We start from the raw sequence: 20,837 nt of genomic DNA, 5'->3' as shown, positions 1-20,837 counted from the left end.
AATCCTCTTCTAAAAAGTAGGAACTCCTTCGTTTTCACAATCCTCTTCTAAAAAGTAGGAACTCCTTCGTTTTCACAATCCTCTTCTAAAAAGTAGGAACTCCTTCGTTTTCACAATCCTCTTCTAAAAAGTAGGAACTCCTTCGTTTTCACAATCCTCTTCTAAAAAGTAGGAACTCCTTCGTTTTCACAATCCTCTTCTAAAAAGTAGGAACTCCTTCGTTTTCACAATCCTCTTCTAAAAAGTAGGAACTCCTTCGTTTTCACAGTCTTCTTCTAAAAAGTAGGAACTCCTTCGTTTTCAGTCACAGGTTCCAATTCTCGGAAGCAAACATTTCTCTTACGATTGCCGATTTCCAATCAGCAGAAGTATCTTTTCCGGAAAGGCCGTTTCGAACGCGAAAAAAAGAGAGGAATTTTCTTCCCGTCCGGAAAATAAGAGTATTCTGACGCCGATTCGGCATTTGAGAATCTCTCATCGTCCATGAAAATAGAAGCCCTCTACAGATACTTTCTCATCACACCCGCGACTCATCTTCCCGTGGTCAACGAGTCCGGAGATCTCGTGGGGCTTCTATCTCGCAAATTGATTCAGATGGAAATGGCGGACCTGAGTTCCTCCGACCGGGAATACTCTCAACTGCCGGATTCTTTTTTAGAAACGGAAATACCGGAATCCTTTTTTCAATACTTTCAAAGACAGAAATCCATCCCCGTCCTCGGACAAAGCGGAGAAAAAAAAGAGGAATGGGATAAGGTCCAGGTTATGGCCGGACTCGGAAAACTAGTTTCTGCAACACGACCGGTCGAAGTTCCGACCGAAGAAAAAACACAAGAACTGGAGCAGAGTTCCCGTTCTTGGTTTATGGAGTTGATCCTCCAGAATTTTCCGGACGGACTTTTGGCGACGGATCTCGATGGAAGTTCTATCTTTTACAACGAAACGTTTGAGCAGACGATTCTTACAAAAAAATACTTTCGAGATTCGATTCTCCAGGCGGAGAGACTTCTCAAGGAAATGAGTAAGAATCTTCTGGCGAATTACTTAAAGACCAACGAACTTCGTCTCGAAGGAAATTCTCCCTTTTCTCTTCAGACTTACGTAAACGAGCTCGAATGCAACGTGAGAATCATCGTCCTCAAACAAGGCTCGAAGATCGTAGGATATCTCTATCACTTCGTTTCTCCTCGATCCGGGTTGGGACAACAGGATGAGAATGGATTGGAATTCCCATCGGTAAGTGACGCATTTCTCCAGAAACTTCCTCTCGAAACGCTGCTCAAGGAAGTGGAGAGCGCTTTTATCTTTCATTCTTTGAAGCGAAATCAGGACAATATTTCGCATACCGCGCTTGAGTTAGGAGTTCCTAGGACCACTCTTCAGAATCGGATCAAGTTTTTGGAATTGCAGAGCCGTTATTCGCTTTCCAGGGAGAATCCGATTCCCCGAAAAAAAGCGAATGTTTCTCCGATATCTGAAACCGCTTCTCCTGAAAAAGCCGCAAAGAATACGGAACCTTCCGCCGTAACAAAACATTCTTCTTCCTCCAAGAAAAAAGCGAAGAATGTTTCGAAATCTTCCGTTCTTCCGAAGAAAACTTCTTCTTCGAAGTCGGCTTCGTCCAAGGCTCTTGCAAAAAAAAGAAAGCATCGTTGAATAATTTCGTTGACAACGTTCCCTTCCATCCTTTATCTCAAGAGTAGAGCCGGTCTTAGCAGATCTCTCATTCCACCCTGTATTCTCAAAAATAAAATCTCAAAAAGGCGAATCCTTCCCCTTTTTTAAACTCAAGTAGCTCCTTATGGCAACAGCAAGACGAGACAATAAAAACAGACACCACCACCAAAATAATAACCACAACCAAAACGATTCCGAAACCACCGAATCCGTTGAAGAAGAAATCACGGGACAAGAATCCCAAGAATTTGAATCTTCAGACAACGCGGATCATCGTGCTCGGAAACGCAAAAGAGGCGGTTATGACGGTCCCACTCCTTCTCCGATCGATCTCGTAGAACTCAAGAAAAAAGCAATCGGTGACTTGATCGAAGTCGCAAAAGGGTTGGGCGTTGAAAACACGGGTGGGCTTAAAAAGCAGAACTTAATCTTCGCCATTCTTCAAGCACAAGCCGAAAGAGACGGTCAAGTGCACGCCGCGGGCGTCATGGAAAAACTTCCGGACGGTTACGGCTTTTTACGTTCTCCCGATTATAACTATGTTCCGGGTCCGGATGATATCTACGTTTCTCCTTCTCAGATCAAACTCTTTGGGTTGAGAACGGGAGATACGGTAGAAGGTCAGATCCGTCCGCCGAAAGAATCCGAGCGATTCTTCGCGATGCTCCGTGTGGAAACCGTAAACGGTTATACTCCGGATGTCGCGGGCAAACGGGCTCTTTTTGACAACTTAACTCCTCTCTATCCGAACGAAAGACTCAAGATGGAATACGATCCATCCATGTTGGATACGAGAATTCTCGATCTCATGTGTCCGATCGGAAAAGGACAAAGAGCTCTCATCGTAGCTCCTCCGAGAACCGGTAAAACGATTTTGATGCAGAACATCGCAAACGCGATCACATCCAATCATCCGGAATGTACTCTGATCGTTCTTCTCATCGACGAACGTCCGGAAGAAGTGACCGACATGGCGCGTCACGTCCGGGGAGAAGTGGTTTCTTCCACATTCGACGAACCGGCTCAGAGACACGTTCAGGTCGCCGAGATGGTCATCGAAAAAGCGAAACGTCTCGTAGAACACGGTAAAGACGTCGTCATTCTTCTGGATTCGATTACGAGATTGGCGAGAGCCTATAACCAAGTGATCCCGACTTCCGGTAAAATTCTTTCGGGTGGGGTGGATTCCAACGCGCTCCACAAACCGAAACGATTCTTCGGAGCCGCGAGAAACATCGAAGAGGGGGGTTCTCTTACCATCATCGCGACCGCATTGATCGACACCGGATCCAAGATGGACGAAGTAATCTTTGAAGAATTCAAAGGAACCGGTAACATGGAAATCCACCTGGATCGGAAACTCTCCGACAAACGGATTTTCCCCGCCATCGACATCAACAAGTCCGGAACTCGTAAGGAAGAACTCCTGATCGCAAGAGACGTTCTTCAGAAAGTGTTTGTTCTGAGAAAAGTACTTTCTCCTATGAGCATCACGGAAAGCATGGAATTATTGCTGGAGAAAATGAGGCTTTCGAAGACAAATGATGCCTTTTTAGCCAGCATGAACACCCAGTAACCGCTAAAAAAAGGGAAACTATGAAAACTGGAATTCATCCAAACTATAGAGTAGCTAAAATCAGCTGTGCGTCCTGTGGAACCGTCTACGAAACGAGAACTTCCATCGGCGATATCAACATTGAAATTTGCTCCGCTTGCCACCCGTTCTTTACCGGAAAATCCAAACTTGTGGATACGACCGGTCGGGTTGATAAGTTCAAGAAAAAATACAAGATGCAGTAAGAGTTTTCACTCTCGCTATCTTTTTTATGCCGTCTAAACACCGGGCAGGAGAAATTTCATGAGCGTAATGGACTTTGCACGGTACAAACAAATCAACGACGACCGCGTCAACTATCGTGAGATGGAAGATGCGACTGTCGTTTCTAATTACAGAAACGTTGGTTGCGGGGACGGCTACCGCATTTATCTCAAAATCGACTCCTCCGATCATATCACCGACGCAAGTTATACAACGACCGGTTGCGGTTTTGGAATCGTCGCGCTCGCGATGGCGACGGAATACGCAAAAGGGAAAACCGTAGATCAAATCAAATCCGTAACTCCTTCCGATATCGAGCAGATGTTTGAATTTCCGGAAAGAAGAAAGAATTATCCCGAGTCTGCGGTCGCCGCACTTTTACAAGCAGTGAAAGATTATGAAAGCGGAGAAGGGGTTCCGAAAGAAAAACGAATCACCGCTTCGAAGGCACTCGAAATTCTAAATGAAAAAGGTTCTCTGAAAGGAGAAGATCTTTCGAGCATTATATTAGAAAAACAGAATTTTGACGGGGTCGATTTTTCGGGCGCCAATTTGGGTCACGCATTCTTACAAAATTCTTCCTTTGTAGGTGCGAATTTCGAAGGGGCAAAACTCAGAGGTTCTTTTTTGAACAACGCCGATCTGAGAAACTCGAACTTCAGAGGAGCCGATCTTCGTTGGGCGAAACTCGCGGGTGCAAACGTGGAAGGCGCCGACTTTACCGATGCGATCTACGATATCGGAACTCGCTTGGATCAAAAACAAATTCATCTATTCAGTGTTATGAAAAAAGAAGGGAAAGATCTTTATCTCAACAAAGAGGCGGAATGAAACCGGGCGACAAAGTTAAAATCACCAAACGTACCTTTCTCCACAACGGAATTTTTGTTCATACCAATTCGATCGTAGAAGTCATTTCTTTTGAAAACGACAAACTCGTAGTCCTCTTTCACGATAAAGAAGGTTTTACTCACAATATCGAATCTCTCACGCCTGCGGACGTCGTTCCCGTTTAAGAATTTTTCGAACTAAATCCTCTTTTTGAGTTTTCCTTTCGATTCGCTTTCGCCAGGGTTTCTTTGTTTTTCGTTCGCAGGATTTCATCTTCTTCTCGGCAATGAACCCTCCTTTGAGAGGTTGGCGGCTCGACTTTGCGATCAGCTCGCTACCTTGATTTTAGATTCTTCCCTGGTATAAAAATAAAACGTTTCCCAATGTTTCGTCAGTAAGATAAATAAGATAACATTGAATAATATCAGCAATCCGTAAATTCCATAGGCGATTGGGTAAATCAACTCGGTGCTTTCATTCATAAAAATCCAGAACGTCTTTTGTGCGAGATTGCAAAGAAAAAAGAATGTGATCAACAATCGATTCTTCTGCTGAGTGAAGAATGAAACGAATTTTTTGAAGAGATCTTTGTGATCTCTCGAACCGATTGTTAGGAGTAGAAACAGAAAATAGGTTACCTGAAAAAAAGTCGAAAGAATCACTAAAGGAGGTTTATTGAAATCTTGCTTCGCAAATAATCCATAGCTATATCCGATTAAAAGTACGATGATGAACGGAATGATATATAGAATGTATTTTAGATGAAATTTGACTAGGAGAAAAAGAAAACTTCGAAACGGAGTTCCCACTCCTTGAATCGAAGGTGTGAGAATTATATGGGAAAGTTTCAATAAAGCGTATATGGGGTAAATCACCAGGAGCAAGGAGATGAACGAAATCAGGAAAGATAAGATTCCGAACGATACGAGTATGCTTTTGTTTTGAAAGACGATGGATTGAAAAATAAAAGAACCGATAACCCCCAAAAAATGAAGGTTTTTGACGACCTCGAAAAAGAGTTTTTTGATTATCTTTAAGCTTTCCATATTCTATTATCCTAATTTACTGTTTTTGAGAGTGCATTTCGAGGAGCGAAAGTAAGCAAGTTTTGATTTTATGGAAGGAATTGAGTGTGTTTTGGAACGACTCGTTTTCTTTTTCAAGAGAAGACCGGGAAAAATTCTCAAAAACCAAATCTTCGTTCTAGGTTTCGTTCCGCGATCTTTCCTGACGACTACGAATTCGCTCTCTATGAAACGATCTCTTACATTCTTAGGAATTCTCTTTGTTCCTGGTCCTCGCGCTCCCGTCTGCGTTTTTCCTTTTCTTGTTTTTGAATTTCCTCCGGAGTCAATTCACGGGGAGGTTTCGGTTTTTTTACTTCTTGGTAAGTGGACGCGCCCGACTTAGTTTCCGTCTTTGACTCCGACTTAGAGCTTTCCGTTTTACTTTTAGGAGCGCTCGGGTCCGATTTTTCTTGGATCTTGTTTTGCTCATACTTCTGTTTTCCGAGATAATCTCCCGGGTCGTAACCGGTTTTGGATGCGCCGCTTCCGTTGTTTTGGTTGTTCTTATTTTTATTTTCCGACTGAGCATTCCCGGAGTTTGTTTTTTCGAGTTTTAATCCGGACTTTGTATTGATTCCAGTTTGTCCGTTTCCTGCCGGATTTCCGGAGTTGGAATTAGAATTCCCATCGGAACCGGCAGAGTTTCTGTAATTCGGATTTCCATTATCATACTTTCCATAGTTTGGATCTTTTGTGGGATCCGAAGAATTTGCAGAAGATGCGTTTGGGTTGGAGGTTGAATTGGAAGAATTCGTCGAGCTGGAAGAGCTGTTGTAAGAAGAATTGCTCGATCCCGTATTTCCTGTTGAAGAAGAATTCGTCGTCGCTGATTGAATACTTTCTGCGGTTTGCAGGTTTGCGGAAACAGGAAATAATTTTTCAAATCCTTCCAAGGATTTTTTGGGATATAAAAGAACCGGGTTGCTCGGGTCGGCTTTGATACTTCCCGAAAGAACGGCGTATTCCAAATTCTTCTGATTCTTTTTCTTTTCGACGTTTACGATTCCTTCCACGAGTTTTAAAACCCCGTCTCCGGAACGAATTCCCAATGAGGAAGGATTCTCCTTGTTCTCCGGTCTTCTTGTAACCTGCAATCCCCCCACGGAAATCTCAAGATTAGCTCGGTTGTCGAGATAATCGATGAAGATCATGGAATTCTCAGCGATTAAAATTTCGGTCCCGTCCAGAAGTTTCAGCTTTGCTTGAGAACCTTCCGTGGTTAGGATTGTGTCTCTGTTCTGAATGGAATTTCCTGCGTCGATGTCTTTCCAAACGACTTCGGAATCGAATTTTCTCTGAATCGTATTGGATTTATAAAGAATAGTTCCTATAACTTTTTGATTTCCTTTGTATCCGTACTGAGTATAATCATATAAGAATATACTGGTAAACAAAACTATGTTGAAGACCAGAAGAACCAGAATGAGTCGATCGCCTGAAAGAAAGCTTCCTTTCGTCATTCTTACTTCGACCCGCCCGCTTTGAATTCCATGCCGATTTGTTTTCTCAATTCTTTCAAATTTTTGGGACAATTCTTATCTTTGGAATGTCCTAACACCGCATAGATCGTCTGAAGAGATTTTTTACCTTTGACCTTAATCGGTTTCAACTTTTCTAATACGAAAATTCCTTTTACTTTTTCGTAAGAATTTCCGGTGATCAGAATATCGGCTCCGAAAACTTTTGTCAGAGATTCTACTCTGGAAGCGAGGTTTACCGTATCACCGATGACCGTGTATTCCAATCGATCTTCGGAACCGATCTGACCCGCGATAACTTCGCCGGTGTTGATTCCGATTCCGATAAAAATTTTCGGTTTTTTATCGGTTCCCCGATTCTTATTGAATTGAACAAGACTCTTACGCATATCGAGTGCGGCTTGGATCGCTTTTTCCGTATCGAATTCCGTATGTCCCAATTCTCCCCATACGGCCATGATCGCGTCTCCTATGTATTTGTTAACGCTTCCGCCGTTGGCGTTGATACATTTCACCATCGCTGTGAAGTATTGGTTTAAGAATTCGACGACGAGTTCCGGTTCGATCTTCTCGGAAAGGGAAGTAAAGTTTCTGATATCGGAAAAAAGAATCACACATTCCCTTTTGTCTCCTCCGAGTTTTACTTCTCCTTTGAGAACCATCTCCGCGATGTCCTTGTTTACGAACTTCCCGAAGGCGTCCTTCATTTTGTCGCGATCGGAAAGTCCCTTTCCCATTTCTACGAAAGAGGTCGTGAGTTTTCCGATCTCGTCTCCGGATTCCGCTTCGAGAGTCAGTTGAAAGTTTCCCTTTTCGATTTCTTTGGAAGCGTCCACGAGTTTGAGAATCGGTCTTGTCAATCTTCTGGAATAAAAGAAGACGAATAGAATCGAAACGTTTACGACGACGAACATCAGATAGAGATTTCTCTTTTGAATGTTATAAACCTCTTCGAACGCTTTTTTCTCCGAAGTACTGGAGATCACTCCAAGTCCGGCGTATCCGATTCTTCTAAAAGAACCTAAGTAGTACTGATTGTCTTTTCCTTTGTAACGGGTTTGTCCGTTGCTGATCGAACTTTCCAAAAGATTTTTTACGATCGGATCATCTGCTAAACTCGTAGGCTCGAGAATGAGTTTAGGATCGGAGTGTGCGATCAGTTTTCCGTCAGCTCCCACGAGGAAGAACTGGGTGATTCCGGATGTTTTGAAAGAATCCAAGATGGAATCCATTTTCACCAAGGAAACGATCACCGCCGAATTGACTCCGTCTCCCAAGGCGACGGAAAGAAAAAGAACCGGTTTGTGAAAGTCAGGAGAAACGTTGTAGACGACCGGTTTTCCGATCTGAGCCTTTTTTTGCCCGTTGAGATATTTTCGAACGATTTTGTCCGCGTCCTCTCCGGAAATTTTGTATTCTCTGAGCGAGGCTTCGCTCGCGATTCTTTTTACCCCGTTATAGTCTCCGTTTTCTTTTCGGAAAATTTTCAGATAAAAGATATCGTCTTCGCTTTCCAAGATATTGTTCGATTCTTCAGAGCCCGCGACCGATCTCGCGAGGAGGAGAGAACGTTTTGTAAGAGAGGAAATATCGGATCTTACTTTCTGACTGATGACGTCCGTCAGCTTTAAGTTGTTTTCTTTAATCCGAACTTCGTTATCCGATTTGAAAAAGTAGGTTGCAAGAGCGATGATCACTCCCAAAGAAACCAGGATGATGAATGATATGATCACCATCAGCTTCTGACGAATGTTCCAATTGTATAGATTGAGAAATGAATTCATAACGTTTCCGTTCGTGTGTTGTCGGTTAATAAATTGAGTCTATCTCATTCAGCCAAACTTATAAAACAACACTAATTTAGGGATTCTCTTAAAATGATCGGATTTTGGACTTTCAGAATCGAGTAAATAACTACTTAGGACTAAGATTGCGTCTTATAAGAAAAGGCTGATTTTAAAAAATGGAAGATGGATCCGATGGCCTTTGCATAACTTTTGTGTTCCGCACTCGAAAAGAGGCGGTTTTGAAATCCGATTCCTTTCTGTTTTTTTAGGTTTTTGACCTGGGGGAATTCAATCCGATCTCCCTAAAGACGAGGTTTGCCGAAGGGGATTTCGAATTTTTAAAAATCAGGATCGGATTTGAAAAAGGAAATAAATTCTTTTTGAGAAGGGGGTTTTTGGGGAAGGAACCGCAAAAAAAAAGGAACGTCACTCGTGCTTGAGGCGTCTCCAAGGCCGTTTTCCGACGCCATCCCGCCGAAAGAACCGTGCCCAGATGTTCTCCGATCGAACGAGAATCTGTCGGAACTCCGACGCCCTTCCGTGAAAGTCGCAGGCCCCGCCCTGATCTTGGGTGGTGGAGGCGGGTCCGTGGGAAAAACCTCGGAGGACTTTCCTCTATCACAGAATTTCACTTTTCGCAAACACATATCTTAGTGTAGGAACTCTTACAAAACCGGACGATTCTCCTTGCAGTGCAATCCTTACCCACAGATGAATTGAATCTCCTGCGAGAATCTGTCGGAACTCCGACGCCCTTCCGTGAAAGTCGCAGGCCCCGCCCTGATCTTGGGTGGTGGAGGCGGGTCCGTGGGAAAAACCACGGAGACTTTCCTCTATCACAGAATTTCACTTTTCGCAAGCACAAATCTCGGTGTAGGAATTCCCACAAAACCCTCTTCTACCGACGATTTTCGTTGTATTCTCCTCTTACTCGTGAGTAAGGTTATAGCGATAAAAAACGGCTATTTTTCTGGATTCCAACTCGATAGAGGGAAGATCCTCTTGGATTTGTATTCCAGGCGCTCATTTCAGCTTCGCAGCGATGGGCAATTCGCTTCCAAACTTAGGGAATCTCTCTTCGGATCGCAATTCAGGAATTGGATTCTTGCCAGAGGCCGTTGTTTTTGATCAACTCCACGAGTTTTTCGTCCGCGACTTCGCTCGGAACGTTTTTCATCACAATCTCCTTTCCTCGGTAGAGATGGACCTTGCCAGGACCGGCACCCACATAGCCGAAATCTGCGTCGGCCATTTCTCCCGGTCCGTTGACGATACAACCCATCACCGCGATTTTCACACCTTTGAGATGTCCGGTTCTGGCCTTGATTCTCGCGGTCGTTTCCTGAAGGTCGAAGAGGGTTCTTCCGCAGGAAGGACAGGAAATGTATTCCGTTTTTGTTAAACGAAGTCGCGTTCCCTGAAGGAGATCGTAAGAGAGTTGAAAAATTTCCTCGAGATCGTTCGAGCCGGAGGTTTGGATCCGTATCAGATCCCCGATCCCGTCTATCAAAAGCCCCCCGATTCCGATCGCAGAATCGTAGAGAGCGGATTCGGCATCGGAAAACGTTCCATGAAGAAGAATCGGAAACTCAAAATGGCTCAGAATCGTTCCGAGTTTTCTGTAGTCGTAGAGAATTTCCTTCGACTCCAAGGAGAAAAGAACGTTTTTGATTCCCATTTCGACTAACGTTTCCGGAAGACCTTTGAGGGATTCGATTCTTTCTGCGCTCGTATGAATTTCCGTATAAAGTCCGGCGGATTGCCTGTCCTTTAGAAATGAGAGCATCTTTTCTCCATCCTGAAATTGTAAGAACGGATCAAAGACAACTTTGGAAAAACGTCTGAGTTCTTTTTGGAATTTTTCATTCAGAGAAATATTTTTCCCCAGAAGAATTCCGACCGGAATGGAAAGCGCTTGCGCGGCTTCGGAAATTTCTTCGAGCTGATTCGGTTCGGGAGAATCCACCAAGATACTTTCCGGTTCTAAGGAAAGGGGTTTTCCGTATTGATAGAGTTTGGCGACGTTTGCTAAAAATGAATTGGAATTCTCAAATGGAAGGATCGTCTCCACACGGACCGGATGATTGTCTCCCGCTTCGAACGTTCCGATTTGGATCGGACTGCTGTAGAATCTTTGATAAGTAAAGGGGTTTCGAAATTCGGAATATCCCTTTGTATTTTGATCCTGGGTTTTTCTTCCGTTGAATTTATCGGCGAGAAGTTTTGCAACCGGCACTTCGAGCACGGGATCTTCCGTCAGAGAAACTCGGATCGTGTCTCCGAGTCCGTCTTCTAAAAGGGATCCGATTCCGATTGCGGATTTGATTCTTCCGTCCTTACCGTCTCCGGCCTCGGTGACTCCGAGGTGAAGAGGATAGTCCATACGGAGTTCTCCGAATCGGGAAGCGAGCATTCGATAGGCTTGCACCATCACCTGAGGATTCGAGGCTTTCATGCTTACAATAATATTATAATAATTTAAACTTTCGGCGATGCGGATAAATTCGATCGCGGATTCCACCATTCCCTGGGGTGTGTCCCCGTAACGGTTCATGATACGGTCTGAAAGGGAACCGTGATTGGTTCCGATTCTCATCGCCACCCCGAGTTCCTTGCAACGAAGGACGAGAGGCGAGAAAACTTCCGAAATTCTTTCCAATTCCTCGTCGTATTGAGAATCCGTATAATCTCGGACCGCGAACTTCTTCTTATCCGCGAAATTTCCCGGATTGATTCTTACCTTTTCGACGTATTCGACAGCCTTCATCGCGACGCTCGGAGTAAAGTGAATGTCCGCGACGAGGGGAACGCGGCTTCCCGCTTTTTTGAGCTCGTTTCGGATGTTGATCAGGTTGTCCGCGTCTGCTTGAGAGGGAACCGTGAGTCTTACGATCTCGCAACCCGAGCGCTCGAGTTCGAGGATTTGTTTTACGGAAGCCTCCGTATCGGTTGTGTCGCTGTTGATCATGGACTGGATCCGAATCGGATTTTCAGCGCCGACTCCGACGTCTCCGATCTTGACTTCTCTCGTTTTTCTTCTCTGATAACCGAAGGGTGTCTGATTATATCTAAAGTTCATGCGGCTTAGAATTTCCGATTTTTTACCGGATTTCCTCTCTTGATAAGACAGTCTTCCCGAGAATTCCCGCGCCGTCATTCTCGATTTTTGTAAGAATCCGGACTCTATTTTTTACTTCCGGATTTGATTCGAGCTAACGGAACTCCGATATATACAAACACAGCCCTGGAAATAAATTGAATATGGATTTTCCTTCTTTGCAACCCAACGAGACTTATAGAATTCGGGTCACCGTTGCGATCTACCGCGGTAACATTCTGTCTTATAAAAACGACGTCATCATTCCCTCCGAATATTCCCGGAGAACCGAGGCAAGGGCTCACATTCAAAAAGAGCTCGGCGAACGTCTTTTGCATTCCAACTTCTTTCGTTCCCCGAGACCGGACTACGATCTCGTGCGTTATACGGAAGAGGCGACTTGTAACACATTCCTACGATATAGAATTCTTTCCCTAAAGTCCGGAGAGAGTCTGGTAAAAGAAAGAATCTAAGATTTTCAAAAAGGGTTTTTCCCTCTTTTCCTTTTTTTGGAATCCTGTTTTCGGATTCCAAAAATTTCTCCTCGAAAGAAATCAAAATCATTTGTTGAAAAGGGATCGGAGGAAAGATGAAAAACCTATCCCGGAAACGAACGACCGCTTCTCGAAACTTTCTTAATTTTTTTAAAAACACAAAACACAAACACCGTAATTCTGTTCGATGGATTTCCTTCGTATTCGTTTTTCTCATCTCAAACTCTGGGGGCTGGGCGACGGAACTCAGATACGGGGAATTGTTGTTCAAGTGTCGATCGGAGAAAACCCGTTGTTCCGCGCGCGAAATCTGCGTCGTAGAAGTGTTCGGTCATCCGAAAGACGGTTCATATCTGGATCTTTTTGTCTCCCTTTATCAAGGTGAGGAGAAGAATATCAAAGATCCTGAATATAATTACGACACAAAGATCGTCCTTCCGGCGACTTACGATGTAAAGGCGGGAAAATACACGATCCGAGTGAATGCCTCCGAATTCCCTCTGAATTTCTTTTTGGAAATTCTTACCAACCCCAAAAAACCCGAACTTGCTTCGACCGGGTTTTTTCGTGAAAATCCGGGCGATGATCCAATCCGCTATTACTGTCGTCAGTTAAAGTCGGGATATTGATTTCGAATCGGTTCCGTAAGTAGGGAGGATTTTTCTTCGTTGTCTGTACGATTTTCAAAGATGGAGATCCGCAACGATTCGATTTTTATAACGAATCGGACTGGACGTATTTTTCTCAGTGAGATTTTTATTTTTTTAATCAAGAGGTGCATCTGATATGTTTCGAAAATATTTTGTTCCGGTTTTGACGACTACTCTTTGGATCGCCGTATCCGAATTTATTCGAAACGAAATCTTATTCAAATCCTATTGGGTTATGCACTACGAAAGTAAGGGCCTCCGTTTTCCTTCGGAACCGATCAACGGAACGTTTTGGGTGCTTTGGTCCTTTCTTTTTGCGATCGTTCTTTTTGTTCTTTCTCGAAAGTTTACGCTCCTCGAGACTTTTTTGTTCGGTTGGTTTATCGTTTTTGTTTTGATGTGGATCGTAGTTTGGAATTTGGGAATGTTACCCTTGGCTTTGTTGATCTATGCGGTTCCGTTGAGTCTTTTGGAAGTCTTTCTCGGAGCTGCTTTTGTCAAACGTTTGTCTAAAGCGTAAGAAAGTCGTTATGAGTTCCTTAGAAAAGAATGGAATTTTCGTATCGGATCTTCGAGCGCGAAGTTTTGTTTCTAATATTCCTTTTTTCTAAAGTGATCGAGTAATCTTAGAATGAATCGTATCGAAGCGGTCTACAACCGTTCTTTTTATTCGGCGGAAGAACACCTCGATATTCGGATCGACGGTGAAATCTTATCTTCGTTTTTGAATCGAAAACTTCCGGAACATCAGCTGTCCGGATTGGTTCCAACCTTGTTGGATTGGCTCGAAAATGAAGAAGAAAGAAAAATCGTCCGAGAAAGAATTCTTCCTTCCACCGGAGAATCCGTAGTCGCCCCGATTCTAATGTGTCCTGACGATTGCGATTTTTTTTGCACTTTGGTCGTCGCTGAAATCGAAAGACTGGGAGATTTCGTTTTTTGGAAACGTCTTGGATTGGACGATTCCGAGTTTGAGATCACCGATCTTTCGTCGATCGGAAGTAAGGTGCATTGGTTTTCGGGTTTAGAAGAGCGTCGGTTTCCAATCGGGGACTACGTCTCATTCTTAAATCGATTCAAGCCGAAATCATAGAGGATCGGATTTCGATTTTTAAAAGAGGATTTGCGAACGAGTCTTTCTTTTTATTCTCTAAGGGTTGATTCTGCTGGAAATATTTTATTGATCATGGTGGCTTTTTTTTTGTTTTCATTCTTAGAAATAAAAAAAGAATTTTAGGAAGTTACCGGGCCGTTTCGACTTCGAGCTTTGTGATAGACGCCGGGAATTTTGGTTCGGTTCTGGAGTTTTTCCGATTTTCAGGGATGGTTCACGCAGAAATCTCCGGACATTCTCCGATGGATCGGGTCGGTTTAAAATTCTTGATCGGCCTTGATTCGATCCAAACAAAATCAAAGTTTCGAAAGAATCCGCCGTAACGAGGGAACAAAAGCCCTTTCTATGAATACGAACGTCCTTTGTGGAATTTTTGGATCCGAGGTTTTTCTTTTTTAGTCTCTTTTTTGTGAGTTGTTTCGGAATGGATCGGAAGGTTCGATCTTTCGAAATGTCTTGAATTCCTGAAAACGAAAGGAAAACTGGCGAAGGTTTACCATAACCGCAGCCTGGGATCGGTTTGTAAGAATCGATCGGACGGAAGAATCGGAAACTTGGCGGCTTTTGAAAAGTTAGAATGATATGACGGGAACTGATAAGAAAATTATTGAACAGAATTCTCACGGTGAATACGAACTCACCGCGTATGGAGAATTTTTGAGCTATTTTCACACTCACATTCAGTTGTTCAACGGTCTTATTTCCGGAAAAAAAATCCCCCCTACGGAACAGGAAGTTCTCAAACAAAAAGTTCGTTCTTATATCGTAAACAACATTCAAAAAACCGAACAGTTCTTCGATCATCTTCCTAAGTTCGCGGAATATCTCGGAGTTTCCCAAACCGAACTTTCGGCCTTCATGAATAAAAATTTCATGAACACTCATACCGGAATCAAAAACAAACTCATTGAGCAAGAAAAGTCTAACGCGGGTAAGCCGAGAAAGAAAAAATACGGTCGTATCTCCGAAGAGATCGTGGAAACCTTCGGAACCTTGGTTCCTCCCGGAAAACGTTTTATAGGAATGGAAGGTTATGTCGTTCTCAGAGACGACGCGACCGGCAAAGACCAAGAACCTTCCGCTTCTTCTTTTGGAGAAGCCCCCAAAGCGGACGCACCCGGCGCGCCCAAAAGGGTAGTCGCGCCTCCGCCTCCTTTGAAGAAGGGGCCGGAGACTTTGATTCTTACGGAGATCGTTCAAAAGTTCGGTTCCGATTTTTCAGGGAAACCTCTGGTTCTTCAAAAGGAAGAATTGGATGAGGAGGATTCTCCCGCTCCGGTTTCCGTTTCCGGAGGAGACGAATTGTTAAGCGACGTGGAGGATCTTCAGTTCGGAGGTTTTGAAGAACCTTCCTTTATCGAAGAAGACAAGCCGATCGAAGTTTCAGAACCTCCTGTGATCATTCCGTTTTCCAAATATATGGAAAGTATAAACCGTGTTCGACAGTTTCAAAAAGACGGTCAAGCGGACGCTTATAAGAAGTGGGTGATGACTCTTCCTCCGGAACTCAGTTCTCTGGTTCAACTTCATACTTATGTTTTGAAAGAAATGAAAAACGAACCCGTCGATTGGAACTCGATCGTATCTTCTCTTTCTTCAAGGAGCGGACTCAAGGATTCGAGACTTTGGAAAGTTTTAGAACTGACTCGAACGTTTGCCGATCTTAGAGCCGGATTGGAAAGGTCTTTCGTGGCTGCGCGAACTTCCGGTCCTGGAATGGAAGAACTCGTAAAAAAAGCCTGGCCTCATATTCTCAAACTCTTTGAAGAATATCCGGACACCGCTTCTCTGCGTCAAAAGATGGATCAGCTCTTTACAAGAATCCCGGATACGGCTCAGAGAAAAAAACTTAACGATCTTTTTCTTCCGATCGTTCAGAAGCTCTAATTTTTTTTAGTTCTTCTTCTCTTGCCTTCTTGATTGGGATCAATGATTTTCTTGTGCCGTCTGCTTAAAGTTCGAGCAGTTTGTATCCATGCAAAGGATTCTTTTTCATTCTTCCCGATGGATTCAGTCTAATCATTGACGATTCGTTTTTTTTGGAACGGATCGTCTTGCGGATCCGCGTTCTCATCTTGTTTGATCGGGAGGAATTTTATTTCAAACCTATCTTTTAAAAGAATGTTTTCAATTTACGCAACTCTCAATTTACTGGCTTGTAACTGGGGAATTTTGCTGAAATTTCAGCCATAGGCGTGCCCGACGCTTGTTTGTAACCAGGGAATTAGGATCACGAGGGATTTCGGCAGATGAATGAAGTAAAAGAACAACTAAAACTCCAAAATTATCTAGAGGAAAACGGCCTTTATGAAAAGTCGTTCGAACATGATAACTGCGGGGTAGGATTTGTTGCCTCCTTTCAAGGAGAGAGCAGTCACAGAATCGTATCCATGGGTCTGAAGGCCGTAGCCTGTTTGACACACAGAGGGGCGGTGGACGCCGATATGGTGACCGGCGACGGAGCCGGAATCATGATCCAGATTCCTAAGAAGTTGTTTGCGACATACATCGAAGACATGGGTCATCGTAGACCCGAAGAAGATTCCATCGGGGTCGGAATGATCTTTTTGCCGAGAGAAGATATCGATAAACAGGATATGTGCCGCAGTCTTGTCGAGTCCGCGCTCATGGAGTTTAACTTTAAACTTTACGCATGGAGATACGTTCCCGTAAATCCGGAAGTTCTCGGACCAAAGGCGAATCAATCCAGACCTCAGATCGAACAAGTCCTCATCGGAAAACCGGAAGGTATGTCCGCGGAAGACTTCGAAACGAAATTATTCTTAATTCAAAAGAAACTGATGAGAGACGCGGATCGTCTTTCCCTCGCGGGAGATTTGTATATCTGTTCTCTTTCTTCCGAAAGAATCGTCTTCAAAGGATTGTTCAACGGAAATCAGGTTTCTCAGTTCTACGAAGATCTCAACTCGGAAGATATGATTTCTCCGTATTGTATCTTTCACCAGAGATATTCCACAAACACGTTTCCTTCTTGGGCTCTCGCTCAGCCTTTTAGAATTTTAGCTCACAACGGCGAGATCAATACGATTGTTGGGAATAGAATTTGGATGCTCGCGCGCGAAGAAGAACTCGAATGTAAAAAATGGGGAGAATATCAAAAAGAAATTCACCCGATCATTCGTCCTCACATGAGCGACTCCGCGAGTTTGGACAACGCGATGGAAGCCATCGTTCGTTCGGGCAAGGACGTTCTTCAGGCGAAAGCGATGCTCGTTCCGAACGCGTGGTCTAAAAATCTCACGATGTCCGAAGAGCTCAAAAGCTTTTACGAATATAATAATACTTTAATAGAACCTTGGGACGGTCCCGCCGCACTCGCATTCGCGGAAGGCGATTGGATCGGAGGCGCTCTGGATAGAAACGGTCTTCGTCCGGCTCGTTACGTGATCACCGAAGACGGACTTTTGATCATGGGATCCGAAGCCGGTCTTGTTCAGGTGGACGAGGAAATCATCACGAAAAAGGGACGTCTCGGTCCCGGCGAGATGATCGGGATCAATCTCAAAGAGAAAAAACTCTATCACAACGAAGACATTAACGCTCTTTTCGAAAAACGTTACGACTACAGAGAATGGTCCAAAGAGAACGTAACGTATCTCAATCAGGATCTGGATTCTTCCATGAAGGATACGATCACCTACAAAGGCGACGATCTTAAAAGAAGACAGGTGTTGTTTGCGTATTCTCCGTTTAAACAAAAATCGGTGATCAAACCGCAGGCAAGTCTTGGAAAAGAAGCGATCAGTTCGATGGGAGACGATACCCCTCTGTCGATTCTGATGCTTTCCAGAATCGGGCTTTACACGTATTTCCGTCAGAGATTCGCGCAGGTAACCAATCCTCCGATCGACTACATTCGTGAAAAAGGCGTGACTTCTCTTTACACTCGTCTTGTGAAAAAGATGAACCTGTTCGGAGACGAAAAACCTCAGAACTGTTTGGTTCTTTCTCATCCGTATCTTACGAACCTGGATCTGAAAAGAATCCGCGAGATGGACGGAAAACCTTACAAAATTCTCACGTTAGACGCCACCTTTGAGGCTCACGTAGAATCGAATACGGCTTTTAATTATTTGGAAAAAGCCCTGGATGCACTTTTGGAATCCGCTCTCCAAGCGGCGAAGTCCGGCACCAACATCCTCGTTCTTTCCGACAAAAAACTTTCGAAAGAAAGGGCTCCGATTCCGATGGAATTGGCGGTGGCCGCGGTTCACAACCATTTGATCCGTAACAAAACCCGTTCAGCGGTTTCGATTCTTGTGGAAACGGGATCTGCATTCGAAATTCATAATGTGGCCGTGTTGCTAGGTTACGGAGCTTCCGGAGTGAACAGTTATCTAATCTGGGACACGTTATACGACATCTGGGAAAAGGGAGAATTTGATTCCGAAGACGGACAACGTCCCGAGTTTCACACGATCTGCGGAAACTATCGTTACGGTGTGGACGACGGACTTCTGAAGATCATGTCTAAGATGGGAATTTCGATTCTTTCTTCTTACGTGGGCGGTCAGGTTTTCGAAGCCATCGGTCTTTCCAGAACTCTCGTTTCGAAATACTTTCCAGGAACGTATTCCAGAATTTCGGGAATCGGTCTGGGCGGAATCGAACAGAATATTCTCAGAAACCACGAACAAGCATTTTACAAAGAACTCAATCCGGACGATTTTATCTCCGAAAAAGACGATCAACCTCACCGTTGGTCTCCGAGAGTCGTTAAGTTTTTAAGAAAGGCCGCGGTTGACAACGACTACGAAGCTTTTAAAGAAGCGACTAAAATTCTCAAAGAAAGTGATCCGATCAATATCCGGGACCTTTTTGACTTCGTCGCGAGAAAACCGATCCCGATCGAAGAAGTGGAGACCGTCACCGAGATTCAAAAACGATTCTTAACTCCGGGAATGTCTCACGGTGCGCTTTCCATCGAAGCGCATACCGATCTTGCGATCGCCATGAACCGGTTAGGCGCTAAATCTTCTTCCGGGGAAGGTGGAGAACATCCTTCTCGTTACGTCGTGAATGAAAACGGAGATCTCGCGAATTCTTCCATCAAGCAGATCGCTTCGGGAAGATTCGGTGTTACGTCCGAGTATTTGAATTCTGCGACCGAGATCGAAATCAAAATCGCACAAGGTGCAAAACCGGGCGAGGGTGGTCAGCTTCCGGGTAAGAAGAATAACGAGGAGATCGCGACCAACCGTCATACTCCGATGGGAATCGATTTGATTTCTCCTCCTCCTCACCACGATATCTATTCGATCGAGGATTTATCTCAGCTCATTTACGATTTGAAGATGGCCAATCACAAGGCGCAAGTTTCCGTAAAACTCGTTTCCGAAGCTGGTGTGGGAACGATCGCGGCCGGAGTTGCAAAAGCGAACGCGGATGTGATTCTTATTTCGGGTCACGTGGGTGGAACGGGAGCGGCTCCGATCACTTCGATCAAGTATGCGGGTTCTCCTTGGGAGCTCGGTCTTTCCGAAACACATCAAGTTTTAGTAATGAACGGACTCAGAGACCGCGTCGTCCTTAGAACCGACGGTGGAATCGTTTCCGGAAGAGACGTGATCATAGCGGCTTGTTTGGGTGCGGAAGAATACGGAGTAGGAACAGCGTCGCTTGTCGCTCTTGGTTGTATCATGGCGAGAAAATGCCACTTGAACAACTGTCCTACCGGTATCGCAACTCAGGACATCAAGTTCCGCGCTAAATACAAAGGATCTCCGGATCAACTCGTGAACTTGTTTACTTGTTTGGCTCTGGAAGTCAGAGAGTATCTCGCAGAACTCGGATTCCGTTCCATCGACGAAGTCATCGGAAGAACTGACCTCTTAAAACAAATCACACGTTATGATAGGGATCGTTTGGATTCACTCGATCTCAATCCGATTTTGGTGCGTCTGCCCCTGTTTTACGATCCTGCAAAACAGAAAAAAGACAGATCCGTTCGCAAAGAACCGATTGGAGAAGTTTTGGATGATCGTATCATCAAAGACGCGGAGAAAGCGTTGGAAGGAAAGTCTTCGATGGCTCTTTCCTATGTCGTACGCAATACGAACAGAACCGTAGGAGCGAAGATCTCCGGTTTGATCGCGAGAAAATACGGATCGAAAGGACTTCCCGGAAAACTGGAAATCATTCTCGAAGGAACCGCCGGACAATCCTTGGGGGCTTGGCTCGTCAAGGGTGTTCAGATCACTCTTTCCGGAGACGCGAACGACTACGTCGGTAAGGGTCTTTGTGGCGGTGTGATCGTTGTTAAAAAACATCGCAAGTCCAAACTCAAAGCGTATGACAATACGATTCTTGGAAACACCTGTCTCTACGGTGCAACCTCCGGAAAACTTTTCTGCTCGGGAAGAGCGGGAGAACGTTTTGGAGTTCGTAACTCCGGAGCGGAAGCCGTGGTCGGCGGAGCGGGGGATCACTTCCTCGAATACATGACCAGCGGAACCATCGTCTGCCTCGGAAGCGTAGGGAAGAATATGGGAGCGGGAATGACCGGTGGTAGCGCGTATTTCTTCCAAAAGGGATGGGACATTCAACCTCTTTTGAACAAGGAATACGTGAAGACCGTGGATCTGGAACAAGGTGATTATGAGATCATCAAAAATCTGATCGGCGAACATTCCAAACTCACCGGATCCGATCTTTCCGAAGGAATTCTGAAGGACTTTGAAGGGAACAAAAATTATTTCGTGAAGGTAGTTCCGAAATAACGAGCGTAAGAAAAGAATCCTTTCGAAAGAAGGTCTTAACTTGCGTTAGGCGATCTTCCGGAAGGATTTAGCTCTTTTTCGAA

General features: G+C 44.4%; 16 protein-coding genes. 11 read left to right on the top strand and 5 right to left on the bottom strand.

Annotated elements, in window-relative coordinates; all coding sequences use genetic code 11:
• The first annotated feature begins 483 nt into the window (after window positions 1–483).
• From JWG45_RS05265 to JWG45_RS05245, 5 genes are all read left to right on the top strand, one after another.
• On the top strand, window positions 484–1,656 hold the full coding sequence (locus JWG45_RS05265; protein WP_205278723.1) for a transcriptional regulator: 1,173 nt from the start codon (window positions 484–486) through the stop codon (window positions 1,654–1,656).
• A 145-nt stretch (window positions 1,657–1,801) separates the two neighbouring features.
• Window positions 1,802–3,253, top strand: coding sequence for a transcription termination factor Rho (rho, locus tag JWG45_RS05260; RefSeq protein WP_118969854.1), 1,452 nt, complete (start codon window positions 1,802–1,804; stop codon window positions 3,251–3,253).
• A 20-nt stretch (window positions 3,254–3,273) separates the two neighbouring features.
• Complete coding sequence (gene rpmE / locus JWG45_RS05255; RefSeq protein ID WP_100787719.1) at window positions 3,274–3,477, top strand: 50S ribosomal protein L31; 204 nt, start codon at window positions 3,274–3,276, stop codon at window positions 3,475–3,477.
• Window positions 3,478–3,535: 58 nt separating this feature from the next.
• Window positions 3,536–4,327 carry a pentapeptide repeat-containing protein gene (locus tag JWG45_RS05250; RefSeq protein WP_205278722.1) on the top strand — a complete coding sequence of 264 codons (792 nt, stop codon included), beginning with the start codon at window positions 3,536–3,538 and terminating at the stop codon, window positions 4,325–4,327.
• Window positions 4,324–4,512 (top strand): hypothetical protein, encoded by a 189-nt coding sequence (locus JWG45_RS05245; RefSeq protein ID WP_118969856.1) that lies wholly within the window; start codon window positions 4,324–4,326, stop codon window positions 4,510–4,512. Before JWG45_RS05250 ends, JWG45_RS05245 begins: the two co-directional genes overlap by 4 nt.
• Window positions 4,513–4,653: 141 nt before the next feature.
• Here the strand turns inward: JWG45_RS05245 and JWG45_RS05240 are convergent, their stop codons facing one another.
• The 5 genes from JWG45_RS05240 to ispG all read right to left on the bottom strand — a co-directional run bounded on the left by JWG45_RS05240 (window position 4,654) and on the right by ispG (window position 11,738).
• Window positions 4,654–5,373, bottom strand: coding sequence for a hypothetical protein (locus JWG45_RS05240; RefSeq protein WP_205278721.1), 720 nt, complete (start codon window positions 5,371–5,373; stop codon window positions 4,654–4,656).
• Between the two features lie 218 nt (window positions 5,374–5,591).
• Window positions 5,592–6,854, bottom strand: coding sequence for a FecR family protein (locus tag JWG45_RS05235; RefSeq protein WP_205278720.1), 1,263 nt, complete (start codon window positions 6,852–6,854; stop codon window positions 5,592–5,594).
• Window positions 6,855–6,856: 2 nt separating this feature from the next.
• Window positions 6,857–8,656, bottom strand: coding sequence for an adenylate/guanylate cyclase domain-containing protein (locus tag JWG45_RS05230; protein ID WP_205278719.1), 1,800 nt, complete (start codon window positions 8,654–8,656; stop codon window positions 6,857–6,859).
• A gap of 621 nt (window positions 8,657–9,277) precedes the next feature.
• The gene (locus JWG45_RS05225) at window positions 9,278–9,499 is read right to left on the bottom strand and encodes a hypothetical protein (protein WP_205278718.1); all 222 of its coding nucleotides are present in this window, start codon (window positions 9,497–9,499) and stop codon (window positions 9,278–9,280) included.
• 250 nt (window positions 9,500–9,749) lie between these two features.
• Window positions 9,750–11,738 (bottom strand): (E)-4-hydroxy-3-methylbut-2-enyl-diphosphate synthase, encoded by a 1,989-nt coding sequence (gene ispG, locus JWG45_RS05220; RefSeq protein ID WP_205278717.1) that lies wholly within the window; start codon window positions 11,736–11,738, stop codon window positions 9,750–9,752.
• Window positions 11,739–11,920: 182 nt separating this feature from the next.
• Between ispG and JWG45_RS05215 the strand changes: the two genes are divergently transcribed.
• From JWG45_RS05215 to gltB, 6 genes are all read left to right on the top strand, one after another.
• On the top strand, window positions 11,921–12,229 hold the full coding sequence (locus JWG45_RS05215) for a hypothetical protein (RefSeq protein WP_332476277.1): 309 nt from the start codon (window positions 11,921–11,923) through the stop codon (window positions 12,227–12,229).
• A 116-nt stretch (window positions 12,230–12,345) separates the two neighbouring features.
• Entirely contained in the window at window positions 12,346–12,879 is a 534-nt protein-coding gene (locus JWG45_RS05210; protein WP_205278716.1) for a hypothetical protein, read from the top strand.
• A 157-nt stretch (window positions 12,880–13,036) separates the two neighbouring features.
• Window positions 13,037–13,420, top strand: a complete 384-nt coding sequence (locus tag JWG45_RS05205; RefSeq protein WP_205278715.1) for a hypothetical protein — start codon at window positions 13,037–13,039, stop codon at window positions 13,418–13,420.
• Window positions 13,421–13,531: 111 nt separating this feature from the next.
• Entirely contained in the window at window positions 13,532–13,993 is a 462-nt protein-coding gene (locus tag JWG45_RS05200) for a hypothetical protein (protein WP_205278714.1), read from the top strand.
• A gap of 603 nt (window positions 13,994–14,596) precedes the next feature.
• A complete protein-coding gene (locus JWG45_RS05195; protein WP_205278713.1) occupies window positions 14,597–15,901 on the top strand; it encodes a hypothetical protein in 1,305 nt (434 codons plus the stop codon).
• A gap of 362 nt (window positions 15,902–16,263) precedes the next feature.
• The gene (gene gltB, locus JWG45_RS05190) at window positions 16,264–20,754 is read left to right on the top strand and encodes a glutamate synthase large subunit (RefSeq protein WP_205278712.1); all 4,491 of its coding nucleotides are present in this window, start codon (window positions 16,264–16,266) and stop codon (window positions 20,752–20,754) included.
• The last annotated feature ends 83 nt before the right edge of the window (window positions 20,755–20,837 follow it).

The sequence above is a fragment of the Leptospira ainlahdjerensis genome, from assembly GCF_016919175.1.
Taxonomy (GTDB): Bacteria; Spirochaetota; Leptospiria; order Leptospirales; family Leptospiraceae; genus Leptospira; species Leptospira ainlahdjerensis.
This window is presented reverse-complemented; position numbering and strand designations above follow the sequence as displayed.